The 13,247-nt window shown below is 39.1% G+C and carries 10 protein-coding genes and 1 tRNA gene; 9 read left to right on the top strand and 2 right to left on the bottom strand.

The genetic code is table 11. The features are described 5' to 3' along the window. Positions 1 to 85: 85 nt before the first annotated feature. Positions 86 to 1,360, bottom strand: coding sequence for an IS110 family RNA-guided transposase (locus JJN12_RS07680; protein WP_208429125.1), 1,275 nt, complete (start codon positions 1,358 to 1,360; stop codon positions 86 to 88). A gap of 295 nt (positions 1,361 to 1,655) precedes the next feature. Between JJN12_RS07680 and JJN12_RS07675 the strand changes: the two genes are divergently transcribed. From JJN12_RS07675 to JJN12_RS07640, 8 genes are all read left to right on the top strand, one after another. Next, positions 1,656 to 2,351, top strand: coding sequence for an N-acetylmannosamine-6-phosphate 2-epimerase (locus tag JJN12_RS07675; protein WP_208429124.1), 696 nt, complete (start codon positions 1,656 to 1,658; stop codon positions 2,349 to 2,351). A gap of 92 nt (positions 2,352 to 2,443) precedes the next feature. After that, positions 2,444 to 3,298, top strand: a complete 855-nt coding sequence (locus JJN12_RS07670; RefSeq protein WP_208429123.1) for an energy-coupling factor transporter ATPase — start codon at positions 2,444 to 2,446, stop codon at positions 3,296 to 3,298. Then, a complete protein-coding gene (locus tag JJN12_RS07665; RefSeq protein ID WP_208429122.1) occupies positions 3,286 to 4,137 on the top strand; it encodes an energy-coupling factor transporter ATPase in 852 nt (283 codons plus the stop codon). Before JJN12_RS07670 ends, JJN12_RS07665 begins: the two co-directional genes overlap by 13 nt. 106 nt (positions 4,138 to 4,243) lie before the next feature. After that, positions 4,244 to 5,065 carry an energy-coupling factor transporter transmembrane component T family protein gene (locus JJN12_RS07660; protein WP_208429121.1) on the top strand — a complete coding sequence of 274 codons (822 nt, stop codon included), beginning with the start codon at positions 4,244 to 4,246 and terminating at the stop codon, positions 5,063 to 5,065. A gap of 3 nt (positions 5,066 to 5,068) precedes the next feature. Continuing rightward, a complete protein-coding gene (gene truA, locus JJN12_RS07655; RefSeq protein WP_208429120.1) occupies positions 5,069 to 5,815 on the top strand; it encodes a tRNA pseudouridine(38-40) synthase TruA in 747 nt (248 codons plus the stop codon). A 29-nt stretch (positions 5,816 to 5,844) separates the two neighbouring features. Next, on the top strand, positions 5,845 to 6,789 hold the full coding sequence (locus JJN12_RS07650) for an ROK family protein (RefSeq protein WP_208429119.1): 945 nt from the start codon (positions 5,845 to 5,847) through the stop codon (positions 6,787 to 6,789). A 65-nt stretch (positions 6,790 to 6,854) separates the two neighbouring features. Then, a tRNA-Thr gene (locus JJN12_RS07645) sits at positions 6,855 to 6,927 on the top strand. Positions 6,928 to 7,918: 991 nt separating this feature from the next. Continuing rightward, complete coding sequence (locus JJN12_RS07640) at positions 7,919 to 9,181, top strand: WG repeat-containing protein (RefSeq protein ID WP_208429118.1); 1,263 nt, start codon at positions 7,919 to 7,921, stop codon at positions 9,179 to 9,181. A 378-nt stretch (positions 9,182 to 9,559) separates the two neighbouring features. On the opposite strand, the gene JJN12_RS07635 is transcribed toward JJN12_RS07640, so the two are convergent. After that, positions 9,560 to 11,326, bottom strand: a complete 1,767-nt coding sequence (locus JJN12_RS07635; protein WP_208429117.1) for an IS1634 family transposase — start codon at positions 11,324 to 11,326, stop codon at positions 9,560 to 9,562. 650 nt (positions 11,327 to 11,976) lie between these two features. Between JJN12_RS07635 and JJN12_RS07630 the strand changes: the two genes are divergently transcribed. Then, positions 11,977 to 13,089: a WG repeat-containing protein gene (locus JJN12_RS07630; protein ID WP_208429116.1), complete on the top strand. Its 1,113-nt coding sequence runs from the start codon at positions 11,977 to 11,979 to the stop codon at positions 13,087 to 13,089. The last annotated feature ends 158 nt before the right edge of the window (positions 13,090 to 13,247 follow it).

The raw sequence follows: 13,247 nt of genomic DNA, 5'->3' as shown, positions 1-13,247 counted from the left end.
TATAGGAAAGCCATAGATTGGCGCACTTAACTAAGCTGTCTAAGGCAGGCAACTTTTTGAAGTGTTATTGAGTTAGAAAATTCGATTAAGAAGCTACTGGCTCATCAGGAGGAAGTAGTCCCTCTCGTTGCAATAGTTTCTTGGCTTGCTTGATAGCTTTTGCCTTTTGTTTTTCAATAAGAGCTTCAGGCACATCGATTTTATAAAGGTCGCTCGGATTCCACTGCTCGCCAGTAGACAGCATTTGGTAGATGGCAGTAAGAATCATACGGGCAATAGCGATAATGGCTCTTTTCTTGCCACGACGTTTAACAAGAGATTCATATTTCTTTTTGTAGTAAGGAGATTGGTCAGATTTTACGGCTGCATGAGCACACTGTACTAATGCAGGTTTGAGGTAGACTCCGGCACGTGTAATCCGAACAGATTTCTTCTTACCAGCAGATTCATTGCTGCCAGGTGTTAAACCAGCCCAACAGCATAAACGTTTGGAACTTGAGAACTGAGACATATCCGTACCGATTTCGGAGATGATAGTTATTGCACTATCACATTTGACACCCGGAATGGTACAGAGGAACTGGACAGCATTTTCAAAATCAGGATTAGAAGAAATCATATTTTCTATCATTTTATCAACATCTTTGATTTCTGCTGTGATATAATCCATATGTGCGCGGACGAGGCGCATACGGTATTTTTGGGCATCAGTCATCTGATATCCTTCGACGGATTCTATAACAGCATCTTCTTTGGATTTGAGGCTCCGAAGAAGCTTAGATGCGATTTCTTCGTGGTTAATGGATGTACCCGATTGTTCAAGTAGATAGTCGATAATGGACGTGGATGACTTCCCAAAGATATCGGAAACAACAGAATCTAATGCAACATTACAAACAGTAAGAGCATTCTGGTATCGATTCTTTTCACTTGAACGGCAGGAAACAAGCTTGCAACGATAGCGAGTGTATTCCCTGAGAATACGGACTATCTTACAAGGGATATAGCTGCCTTTGACAAGTCCGAGACGGAATAAATCCCCAATCCATTTAGAATCTTTGGTATCATCTTTGTTGCCTTTCACAGCCTTTACCCACTTGGGATTGGCAATGACAACATTGATCTCATCTTCCAGAAGATTAAAGACAGGAACCCAGTATTTGCCTGTGGATTCCATACAAACATCATGGCAGTCATTGTCAAGAAGCCATTGCTTGAATTCAAGAATTGAATTGTTAAAGGTGGAAAAGCGTTTCTTTTGGTAAGATGGTTCAATGCCACCGGTGGTTTTGACGATTGTGGCAACGAGAAAAGATTTGTGAACATCGACACCACAACAGATTTGGTAAGTAACTTTCATAGTCAGACTCCTTTCGTAAATGATAAGAAGCCATTGACTGAACTGCCACACAATTAAACTAAGGCGCTTAAACAATTCTTAGTGTACGGATTCGTAATACCACTCATTTGTGCTTGAAAAGGCAGAACTTACACTGATTATTATGCTGTCTAAAACGAAGAAAGTTATTACAACTCCTCCTCACGTGCTTTGTAGTATAGCTTCTTGCAAACCATTTTAAAGCAAAACGTAGAGAGTTGAAACACTTTCATTACTATTTGTGCCGCCAGCCGAAGGCGGCGGAATGGAGATTATTATGAATGAAAGAATAAGCTCGTTAAGAGGTAAGTTAATAGTATCCTGTCAGGCTCTTCCGCACGAACCGCTTCATTCATCCTTCATTATGGGAAGAATGGCACTGGCGGCAAAGGAAGGCGGAGCAGCAGGGATAAGAGCAAATACCAAAGAAGACATAGCTGAGATACAGAAGAATGTTGACCTTCCTATAATCGGTATAGTAAAAAGAGATTATGAGGGCTCAGATGTGTATATAACCCCTACAATGAAAGAAATTGAGGAACTGATGGAGGTAAAGCCTGAGATAATAGCTATGGATGCAACCATCAGCAAAAGGCCTGGAGGGCTTACGATAGATGAGTTCTTCAAGGAAGTTAAGGCTAAGTATCCTAATCAGCTTTTTATGGCAGACTGCTCTACAGTTGAGGAAGCGCTTCACGCAGACGAGCTTGGATTTGACTTTGTGAGTCCTACTATGGTGGGATATACTAAGCAGAGCGAGCATCTTAAAATTGCGGATAATGACTTTTTGATACTTCGTGAAATCATTAAGAATGCCAGGCACCATGTAATTGCAGAAGGAAATATAAATACGCCTGAAAAGGCCAAAAGAGTTATAGAACTCGGCGCTTTCAGCGTGGTGGTTGGCTCTATTATCACCAGGCCACAGCTCATTACGAAATCTTTTACAGAGGCTCTCTCTACAGTTAAATAAATATAAAGACAGACTTATCATTTCAGAAGTTTTGTGTTATACTTTCATCGAAACAGATTGATTAAGGTCTGTAAGATGAAAAGGATGACTAAATGGGAATAATAGATATTAAAAATCTTGTATTTGAGTATATAAGACGGGACGAAGAGGGAAATACAGAAGAGATAGAGCGTGCTATAGACGGTGTTGAACTAGAAGTTGAAGAGGGCGATTTTATTGCCATTCTAGGACATAACGGCTCGGGAAAATCAACACTTGCCAAGCACCTTAATGCCCTGCTTGTACCTACTGAGGGCACAGTATGGGTGAATGGCTTTGACACGAAGGATGTAAGCAATTTGCTAAATATCAGGCAGAGCGCAGGCATGGTATTTCAAAATCCTGATAATCAGATAATTGCTTCTGTTGTAGAAGAGGATGTTGGCTTTGGCCCTGAAAATATGGGAGTGCCTACTGATGAAATTCTTACAAGGGTAAAGGACAGCCTAGCTGCTGTGGGGATGTCTGGTTATGCCAAGCACTCCCCTAATAAACTGTCAGGTGGACAGAAGCAGAGGGTTGCAATTGCAGGAATAATGGCAATGAGGCCAAAGTGCATAGTGCTTGATGAACCTACGGCCATGCTTGATCCTATAGGACGAAAAGAGGTGCTTAAAACAGTTCATAAGTTAAATAAAAACGAAAATATAACCATCATCCTCATCACTCACTATATGGATGAGGTTATAGATGCCGATAAGGTCCTTGTTATGGAAGAGGGAAAGGTAGTATTGCAGGGCACTCCAAGAGAAGTCTTTTCCGAGGTTGAAAGACTTGAAAACTACAGGCTTGATGTGCCTCAGGTGACAAAGCTTGCCTATGAACTTAAGAAAAGTGGAGTTCCTATAGATGAAACAGTGCTCACAGTTGAAGAATTTAGGGAGGCTATCAAAAAATGTTACTCATAGCAGATCATATTAGTTATGTATATAGCCCCGGCACAGCCTACGAAAAAAAGGCTCTTGATGATGTAAGCCTGACTATAAATAAAGGTGAATTTATCGGAATCATAGGGCATACTGGCTCTGGGAAATCAACCCTTATCCAGCATTTTAACGGACTTGAAAAGGCAACGAGTGGAACCATATATTTTGACGGACAGGACGTATATGATAAGGACTTCAATATGAAGAGTCTTAGAAGCAGAGTAGGACTGGTGTTTCAGTACCCGGAGCATCAGCTTTTTGAGACAACTGTGCTTGAAGATGTAAAGTTTGGGCCTAAGAACTTAGGCCTTAGCAAGGTGGAAGTTGACCTTCGAGCCTTTGAAGCCATTAAACAGGTGGGGCTTTCTGAAAAATGTTATGATGATTCGCCTTTTGAGCTATCAGGCGGACAGAAGAGAAGGGTTGCAATCGCGGGAGTACTGGCCATGAAGCCTGAAATACTTATATTGGATGAGCCTACTGCAGGACTTGACCCGAGGGGAAGGGATGAAATCCTAGACCAGATAGCAAAGCTCCACGAAGAGGGACTAACAGTAATTTTAGTTTCACATAGTATGGAAGATGTGGCTAAGTATGCAGACAGGATTATAGCCATGAACTCAGGCAAAGTCGCATTTGATGGAACACCTAAGGAAGTGTTCAGGCATTATAAGGAACTTGAGAGGATGGGGCTATCGGCTCCTCAGATTACATATGTTATGCAGGCTATGAAAGAATTAGAACTTGATGTGGATACGGATGTTTCTACTGTAGAAGAGGCAAAAGAAGAAATATTAAAGGCTTTTCATAGCAAAAAATAAAGGTTAAAACGGTATAATAAAAGCTTTACAAGACTGAGCTTTGAAGAGAGTGTAATAAAATCAAAAGCCTGATATTGTGAATGCTTTAACATAGATAGGATGTATAATGATTAGAGATATAACAATAGGGCAGTATTATCCTGCAGATTCGGTCATACACAGGCTTGATCCAAGAGTTAAGCTTGCGGGAACCATAATCTTCATTGTATCACTGTTTTTATTCAGCAGTTTTACCGGCTACATAGTGGTAGCCTTGTTTTTGGGTACAGTTATCAAGCTATCAAAAGTACCCTTTAAGTTTATAATCAAAGGTCTCAGAGCAGTATTTATATTGCTCTTATTCACTGTGGTCTTCAATATGTTTTTAACTCCGGGTAAGGAGCTTATACATTTATTTGGAAATGTTAGGATAACGGAAGAAGGCCTGAAAACGGCTATATTTATGGGAATAAGGCTTGTACTTCTTATAATAGGCTCATCTGTGCTTACTCTTACTACCAGCCCAAACCAGCTTACAGACGGTATGGAAAAAGGATTATCGGTATTTGGGAAAATAGGTTTACCTGTTCACGAAATAGCCATGATGATGTCGATTGCACTTAGATTCATACCTATACTGCTTGAAGAAACAGATAAGATAATGAAGGCGCAGTCAGCCAGAGGCGCTGATTTTGAAAGCGGAGGTTTTATAAAAAAGGCAAAAGCACTCATACCTATCCTGGTTCCTCTCTTTGTATCAGCATTTAGGAGGGCAATTGACCTTGCCATGGCTATGGAGGCTAGGTGTTATCACGGTGGAGAAGGCAGAACCAAGATGAAGCCCCTCAAGTATAAAAGGCGTGACGGGGTTGCCTATATCACCTGTTTTGCCTATGTGGGACTTATAATAGTCGTGAATATACTGGCTAACAAATACATTGGAGTCTGAGTAATGAAGAGATTTAAACTGACGGTTGCTTATGATGGATCCGCTTACTGTGGCTATCAATATCAACCTGAACTACCTACAATTGAGGGCTTTATAAATGATGCACTCTCAGGCCTTTTGAGAGAGGATATTGTCACAATAGGCGCAAGCAGGACTGATGCAGGTGTACACGCCTATGGTAATGTGGCTGTATTTGACTCAGACACAACAATTCCTGCAGAAAAATTGGCTCCTGCGCTTAATACTAAGCTTCCTGACAGTATCAGAGTAATGGACAGTATAGAAGTCGAATCTCTATTTCATCCACGAAGAAATGTAATAGATAAGACTTACGAATACCATATCAATACTTCCAGAATCCCGTTTCCGACAGACAGGCTCTACAGCCATAATGTGAAACATACTTTAGATATCAAGGCTATGAAAAGGGCGGCTTCATTCATAGAAGGAAGGCATGACTTTACCTCTTTTTGTTCAGCCAAGACTGATAAGGAGGATAAGGTAAGGACTGTATTTCAGATAGACGTGGAAGAAACCGTAAGGAATGGCCTTATTATAAGGGTTAGGGGTGATGGCTTTCTCTACAATATGGTTAGAATAATTGCGGGAACACTTGTAAAAGTCGGGGAAGGAAAGATAAATCCTTTGGATATTCCCGATATCATAGAAAGAAAAGACAGAGGACATCTTGGTACAACACTGCCTGCTAAGGGACTGTTTTTGATGGGTATAAGGTATAAAGAGGAATAAAAGAGGCTGCCATCCGGGAGGTAGAGGAAATGGCTGATAAGATGTACTTAGGAATAGATATTGGCGGTACAGCAGTAAAGTTAGGGCTTGTAGATGAAGATGGAAATATGGTAAGCAGGGTTTTAGAATACCCTGTAAAATTCGATAATTATGAAACGCCCATTATTGAAACTGTAGTTAAGAGCACAAGGCTTTTTATGGAAGATAATAATAAGAACTTTGCCGAAATTGCGGGAATTGGTGTGTCAGCTACAGGAGGTATAAACACTAAGCTTGGCATAGTAGAGGGCTCCGCAGGACATATAAAGAACTGGGAGGGAACTAACATCAGGTCAAGATTTGAGAATGAATTTGGCGTAAAGACTGCTGTATTAAACGATGCCAATGCTGCAGCCCTTGGAGAAATGTGGAAGGGTGCCGCAAGAGGTAAGGAAAATGTGGTTGTCATGACAATAGGTACAGGAGTTGGCGGAGGGATAATAGTAGACTCCAAGATTTTGCTGGGTACAAAGGGCTTTGCTGGCGAAATAGGCCATATACCTGTTAATGTTGACGGAGAAGACTGCTCTTGTGGTAATAAGGGCTGTATAGAGCACTATGGCTCTACAAGCGCCCTCGTAAGAAAGGTGAAAGAGGCTGTTATCTCTGGAGAGATAAAAGGAATTGAAGCTGGTAAGGTAGATGGAAGATTGATATTTAAGGAGGTTGCAGCGGGAAATGAAGTTGTTATAAAATATGTAGATGAATGGATAAACTACATATCAGCGGCACTGGTAGGACTTGTTCATACCTTCAATCCTGAAATGATAATCTTAGGCGGAGGAGTATCCGGGCAGAAGGAACTTTTCGTTGATAAAGTAAAAGAGAAAGTTCTTAAAAGTGTAATGCCTAATTTTGCCATTGGGTTAACAGTAGAGTCAGCAAAACTTGGCAACGATGCAGGTATTATAGGGGCCGTAAGGTTTATAAAATGATACTTGACATTTAGGCTAAAATTTAGTAGAATGTCTAAGGTTGCTCTAAAAAAGAGTAACGTGTTGCTGGCGTGGCTCAGGTGGTAGAGCGTCGCATTGGTAGTGCGGAGGTCACGGGTCCGACTCCCGTCGCCAGCTTATATAAACTAAGAAAAAAGACTAGTCATTTTTTGATTGGTCTTTTTTTTATAAAAATAATATGTATTGTATTGTTTATGGAGAAGGATATTGCCGATTATGTAAATTAGATTTACATAAGGGGAAAAGCAAAGAGATAACAAGCAATTGGTACTTCGATTTTGGGATAAAAAAATGTTATTTTAGTAAAGATTATCTACTTTTTAAAATAGGAAACAGCGATGGAGATGCAGGAGGTTTTGGTGTAAATGTTAAAAATGATAATGTAAAAGATTATAGATTTATATTAAAAAAAGATAATAACATTTATTATGCTTTGAGAAAAGGTAAATATCTAAAAAATATTACGAAAAATTTGCATCTAAATTCAAGGAATTTAAGTATGATTTGCCACTTAAACAGCTTACAATCGGTAATATAGAAAAGTATGTATCTATCCGTAAACACTCCATAAAGCAGCGCCGACTTAAATAAGAAACTAACTCTCTTTTGTATAGGGTGAGGTTTCACATCTATTGTATTCTTACATATTGCAAGGGTGAGGGAGATTTTAGACTCTTTACAAAAGGATAAAGATTTGGTAAAATAAATTCGTTGAAATACTTAGCTGAATTATAGCCTATTGTGTGATAAATTTGGGGGTTGTTATCAGAAAAAGGGGTTGACAGGGGAATGAGAGAGAATATAATTTTGACAGACAGACAGACAGACAGACAGACAGACAGACAGACAGACAGACAGACAGACAGACAGGTGTAACTCTGTTTGGTTTGATTGTCTGTTTTTATAGAAAAAAGAAGAAGAACTGCTTAAAGATGCTATCTTTAGGCGGTTTTTTTGCTATTTATAGGGAAAGGAGGGGCGAAGGTTAGAATCAGGCGGCATGAAACGGCGCTCTGAAAGGATAGATATATGTCCTTGAGAGAGAGCTTATATGTCGGGAAGAAGGAAAGAAAGATTAAAAGTTTAATGAGATGAAAGGAAAAAGAAAATGAAGAAAATGTTAAAAAAGATTTCAGTGTTGTTAATTCTGGCTATGATAGTGGGGATATTTCAGACAGGAGAGGTGTTTGCCAAGGCTAAGTATGAACTTGTAGGAGCTTTCAGCGAAGGACTGGCTTGGGTAACAACAATAGATGATTATTGGGTAAACCGTAAGTATGGATATATCAATAAAAAAGGGGAAGAGGTAGTAAAGCCTAAGTATGATGATGCAGGAGACTTTAGTGAAGGACTGGCTTTGGTAAGGAAGGACGGCAAGTATGGATATATCAATAAAAAGGGGGAAGAGGTAGTAAAGCCTAAGTATGATAAGGGAGAAGCTTTCAGTGAAGGACTGGCTAGGGTAGAGAAGGACGACAAGTATGGATATATCAATAAAAAAGGGGAAGAGGTAGTAAAGCCTAAGTATAGTATTTTAGAAGCTTTCAGTGAAGGGCTGGCTGGGGTAAAGAAGTACGGCAAGTGGGGCATGGGCAAGTGTGGTTATATCAATGAAAAAGGGGAAGAGGTAGTAAAGCCTAAGTATGATGGAGTAGGAGATTTTAGTGAAGGACTGGCTATGGTAGGGATAGGTAGTTTGTTTAGCTGGGTTAAGTTTGGTTATATCAATAAAAAAGGGGAAGAGGTAGTAAATCTTAAGTATGATCATGCAGGCGATTTCAGTGAAGGACTGGCTTTGGTAAAGAAGGACGGTAAGTATGGTTATATCAATGAAAAAGGGGAAGAGGTAGTAAAGCCTAAGTATGATGGTGCAGGAGATTTCAGAGAAGGACTGGCTTTGTTAGAGAAGGACGGTAAGTGGGGTTATATCAATAAAAAATGGAAAGAGGTAATAAAGCCTAAGTATGATTATGCAGGCGATTTCAGAGAAGGACTGGCTTTGGTAGAGAAGGACGGCAAGTGGGGAGTTATCAATAAAAAAGGGAAAGAGGTAGTAAAGCCTAAGTATGATGAAGTAGGAGATTTTAGAGAAGGACTGGCTTGGGTAGTTAAGGACGGCAAGGATGGTTATATCAATAAAAAAGGGGAAGAGGTAGTAAAGCCTAAGTATGATGAAGTAGATGATTTCAGAGAAGGACTGGCTAGGGTATTGAAGGACGGCAGGTGGGGTTTTATCAATAAAAAAGGGGAAGAGGTAGTAAAGATTAAGTATTATGGTGCAAATGATTTCAGTGAAGGAATCGCCCCTGTAAAAGAGAGAGATAACTGGTATATCATAGATAAAAAAGGGAAAGTTATAAGAAAAATTTAAGCTTAGTGTATCATAAAAAGATGCGTTAAAGTAGGGCTTGCCGAGGCAGCCCTATTTTAATGCCGATTTTAGGGAGGGGGGTATGAAGGGAAAATCTAGATTTTCAAGGTAAGTGCAACGATATCTTTCAATGTAAATGCAACAGAGGTATCTGTCAGAGTAGGTGTAACACCATGTTGCATTTAAGTTGAAAAACTACATCTTACAATTGCAAGGGTGAGGGAGATTTTAGAGTCTTTACAAAAGGATAAAGATTTGGTAAAATAAATTCGTTGAAATACCCGTCTTTGACAGCTTTTTAAGAAAAAAAGCCTTGTAATTCACTATAGAAGCGAGTTACAGGGCTTTTGGAAAATTCACATATGCACGTTACACTATCTATTTTTTTGTTTGTGAAAAAATATTCCTCATTTTTTTTATTGGAACTATCTGTTTAGATGTACAGAATCCAAATGCATCGTGCAGTGCATCTGTGATTTTTGTTCTGGTGTAAATGGGCTGATAACCTTTACCCTCGTACTTTATGAAATCCATTTCCTGAAGGGTAGGAAGTATCTGGTCTATGGTATATTTATTATTAAGTTTCTTTTCAAGATACCTGTATACAATAAGCGAAATAAAACAGGTTATGAAATGGGCAAGTATCCTGTCTTTCCTGTTTAAATATACAGGACGTGCTTCAAAATCAGTTTTCATTATTCTAAAGCATTCTTCAATCTCCCAACGTCGCTTGTTTGCCCTGACTATACTACCTATGTTGTCATTAAGGTTGGTGCATACAGCATAGAAACCATCATATTTTTCTTCATTTTCAATATATGACTGGTCTATGCTGTTTATGGATACATCTGCAATCTCCCCGTACTTTGTTGTATGGTCGGTTTTTATAAATCGTTTAGGATCATTCTGTTTTTTTCTTTCTATCGATGAGCGTCCTTTTTCAATCATTTTCGCAGCTCTTTCAATCTGTCCTTTACGCACATGGCGCTGGAAATCACGGTATTTTAAGGAGTATGAAACAATAAGCTTCTGTTCGATTATTTGCTTTCTGTCGCCACTGTCTGTATGGACGATACCTTCCTCTTTAATCCATCGCGATCTGTAGAAAATCTTGTCTCTATCCTTTTCATTGTCTAATTCTGATATCCTATATTTTTTGCCGCTTCTATCACCATCGAGAAGCCATCCATCATCAGCCATACACCACTCTTGTAAGAAGTCTTTAAGTATTTTGATAGGCTGTGTTGTTATATACCCGCGCATGCCGTTTTCGCTGTCGTAGGAATTAAACACCCGGTTTGTTGCAGATGACAGCCCTGAATCTGTACAGACAACAAACTTGGACATATCAAATCCAGAAAGCATCTTCTTTTCAAGCGGAATCATAGTGGTCTGTTCATTGCGGTTTCCGGGATAAATGCAAAAAGATATAGGAATACCATCGCTATCCATAAACAGCCCCATTCCTACTATAGGAAGTGGGCGGTTTTCCTTACTTTTGCCAAACTGCTTATCATCCTCTTCATTGTCGATCTCAAAGTAGAAATTTGTACAGTCATAATAGATTACTTGAGTATTTCGTTTTTGCACTGCAGTGCTATTTTTAAAAATGCGGCTCTGAATATAATCAGCCTCTTCTGCTATCACTGATAATGAGCGGTAAACATCATGTAGTTCAAAAGAGGGCTGTTCAATAAAGCGCTTTGACTCTTCAAAGCTATTCCTTTTTGATGACGGGAAAAGTATTCTGCTGTATATAAGACGTGAAAGTATGTCATTCAGGTCGTACTCAAATGGGTGTCTCGCAGAGATTGCACGGCAAATCTTATGCATGCCTAATTCATAATAAATATCCTGAAGGAAAAGATATCCGCCATTAAACCTATGCTGTTCATTACTAACAAGGTCATTAGCGGCACAGAGCTCAATATTAAATGTTGCGGAATCTTCTTTTTCAGCTTCATTCATAATACGCACCTGTTCTTTAGCCCAGGCTTTTGCATCTTTCACGCCATACATCTCGCAGATTTGTTTTTCTGAACCGAAAGTTTTAACAATCTGAGTTTTGTTTTTCCCATTGATTCTAACTGTTTTAACAGCACGATAGGTAATTGAATATTTTCCGGTAGTCCATCCTAATCTCATAGTATTATCCTCCAATACTATTATAACGTATCGGAGTGGAACGTGCAAGCATAAATTTAAGATTTGACAAAAAAAATAAGCCATATCTGGCTTTGATGAACCTCATAACGGATTAGGTTGTCAAACTCCCGAGGTATCTGTCAGAGTAGGTGTAACACCATGTTGCATTTAAGTTGAAAAACTACATCTTACAATTGCAAGGGTGAGGGAGATTTTAGAGTCTTTACAAAAGGATAAAGATTTGGTAAAATAAATTCGTTGAAATACTTAGCTGAATAATAGCTTATTGTGTGATAAAATCGAGGGTTTTTATCAGAAAAAGGGGTTGACAGGGGAATGAGAGAGAATATAATTTTGACAGACAGACAGACAGACAGACAGACAGACAGACAGACAGACAGACAGACAGACAGGTGTAACTCTGTTTAGTTTGGTTGTCTGTTTTTATAAAAAAAAGAAGAAAAAATGCTTAAAGATGTTATCTTTAGGCATTTTTTTGCTTTTTATAGGGAAAGGAGGGGCGAAGGTTAGAATCAGGCGGCATGAAACGGTACTCTGAAAGGATAGATATATGTCCTTGAGAGAGAGCTTTTATGTCGGAGAGAAGTAAAGAAAGATTAAAAGTTTAATGAGATGAAAGGAAAAAGAAAATGAAGAAAATGTTAAAAAAGATTTCAGTGTTGTTAATTCTGGCTATGATAGTGGGGATATTTCAGACAGGAGAGGTGTTTGCCAAGGCTAAGTATGATGATGTAGGAGCTTTCAGGAAAGGAATGGCTAGTGTAGGTAAGGACGGCAAGTATGGTTATATCAATAAAAAAGGGGAAGAGGTAGTAAAGCCTAAGTATGATTCTGTAGGATATTTCATCGAAGGACTGGCTGGTGTAACGAAGGACGGCAAGTATGGTTATATCAATAAAAAAGGGGAAGAGGTAGTAAAGCTTAAGTATGATGATGTGGGAGATTTCACCGAAGGACTGGCTGGTGTAACGAAGGACGGTAAGATTGGTTATATCAATAAAAAAGGGGAAGAGGTAGTAAAGCTTAAGTATGATGGTTCATGGGGTTTTAGAGAAGGACTGGCTGGTGTAAAGAAGGACGGTAAGTGTGGTTATATCAATAAAAAAGGGGAAGAGGTAGTAAAGCCTAAGTATGATGAAGTAGGAGATTTTAGTGAAGGACTGGCTGGGGTAGGTAAGGACGGCAAGTGGGGTTATATCAATAAAAAAGGGGAAGAGGTAGTAAAGCTTAAGTATGATGGTTCATGGGGTTTCATCGAAGGACTGGCTGGTGTAAAGAAGAACGGTAAGATTGGTTATATCAATAAAAAAGGGGAAGAGGTAGTAAAGACTAAGTATGATGATACACGGGGTTTTTGGGAAGGACTGGCTAGTGTAAAGAAGGGCGATAAGTGGGGTTATATCAATAAAAAAGGGGAAGAGGTAGTAAAGCCTAAGTATGATGATGCATGGAATTTTAGAGAAGGACTGGCTAGGGTAGGTAAGGACGGTAAGTGTGGTTATATCAATAAAAAAGGGAAAGAGGTAGTAAAGCTTAAGTATGATGATGCATGGAGTTTTAGTGAAGGACTGGCTAGGGTAGGTAAGGACGGCAAGTATGGTTATATCAATAAAAAAGGGGAAGAGGTAATAAAGCTTAAGTATGATGATGCAATTTTTTTCAGCGAAGGAATCGCCTCTGTAAGAGAGGGAGATAACTGGTATATCATAGATAAAAAAGGGAAAGTTATAAGAAAAATTTAAGTTTAGTGTATCATAAAAAGATGCGTTAAAGTAGGGCTTGTCGAGGCAGCCCTATTTTAACGCCGATTTTAGGGAGGGGGTATGAAGGGAAAATCTATATTGGTCTTTTTTTAGATTGTTACTTGACAAATGCTTTCAACTATGTTATAAATAGTAAC

The organism is Catonella massiliensis, from assembly GCF_016651435.1.
GTDB lineage: Bacteria > Bacillota > Clostridia > Lachnospirales > Lachnospiraceae > Catonella > Catonella massiliensis.
This window is presented reverse-complemented; position numbering and strand designations above follow the sequence as displayed.

Coding starts and splice junctions, on each gene's coding strand:
- JJN12_RS07680 (WP_208429125.1), bottom strand. CDS start 1,360: ATGAAAGTTACTTACCAAATCTGTTGTGGTGTCGATGTTCACAAATCT.
- JJN12_RS07675 (WP_208429124.1), top strand. CDS start 1,656: ATGAATGAAAGAATAAGCTCGTTAAGAGGTAAGTTAATAGTATCCTGT.
- JJN12_RS07670 (WP_208429123.1), top strand. CDS start 2,444: ATGGGAATAATAGATATTAAAAATCTTGTATTTGAGTATATAAGACGG.
- JJN12_RS07665 (WP_208429122.1), top strand. CDS start 3,286: ATGTTACTCATAGCAGATCATATTAGTTATGTATATAGCCCCGGCACA.
- JJN12_RS07660 (WP_208429121.1), top strand. CDS start 4,244: ATGATTAGAGATATAACAATAGGGCAGTATTATCCTGCAGATTCGGTC.
- truA (WP_208429120.1), top strand. CDS start 5,069: ATGAAGAGATTTAAACTGACGGTTGCTTATGATGGATCCGCTTACTGT.
- JJN12_RS07650 (WP_208429119.1), top strand. CDS start 5,845: ATGGCTGATAAGATGTACTTAGGAATAGATATTGGCGGTACAGCAGTA.
- JJN12_RS07640 (WP_208429118.1), top strand. CDS start 7,919: ATGAAGAAAATGTTAAAAAAGATTTCAGTGTTGTTAATTCTGGCTATG.
- JJN12_RS07635 (WP_208429117.1), bottom strand. CDS start 11,326: ATGAGATTAGGATGGACTACCGGAAAATATTCAATTACCTATCGTGCT.
- JJN12_RS07630 (WP_208429116.1), top strand. CDS start 11,977: ATGAAGAAAATGTTAAAAAAGATTTCAGTGTTGTTAATTCTGGCTATG.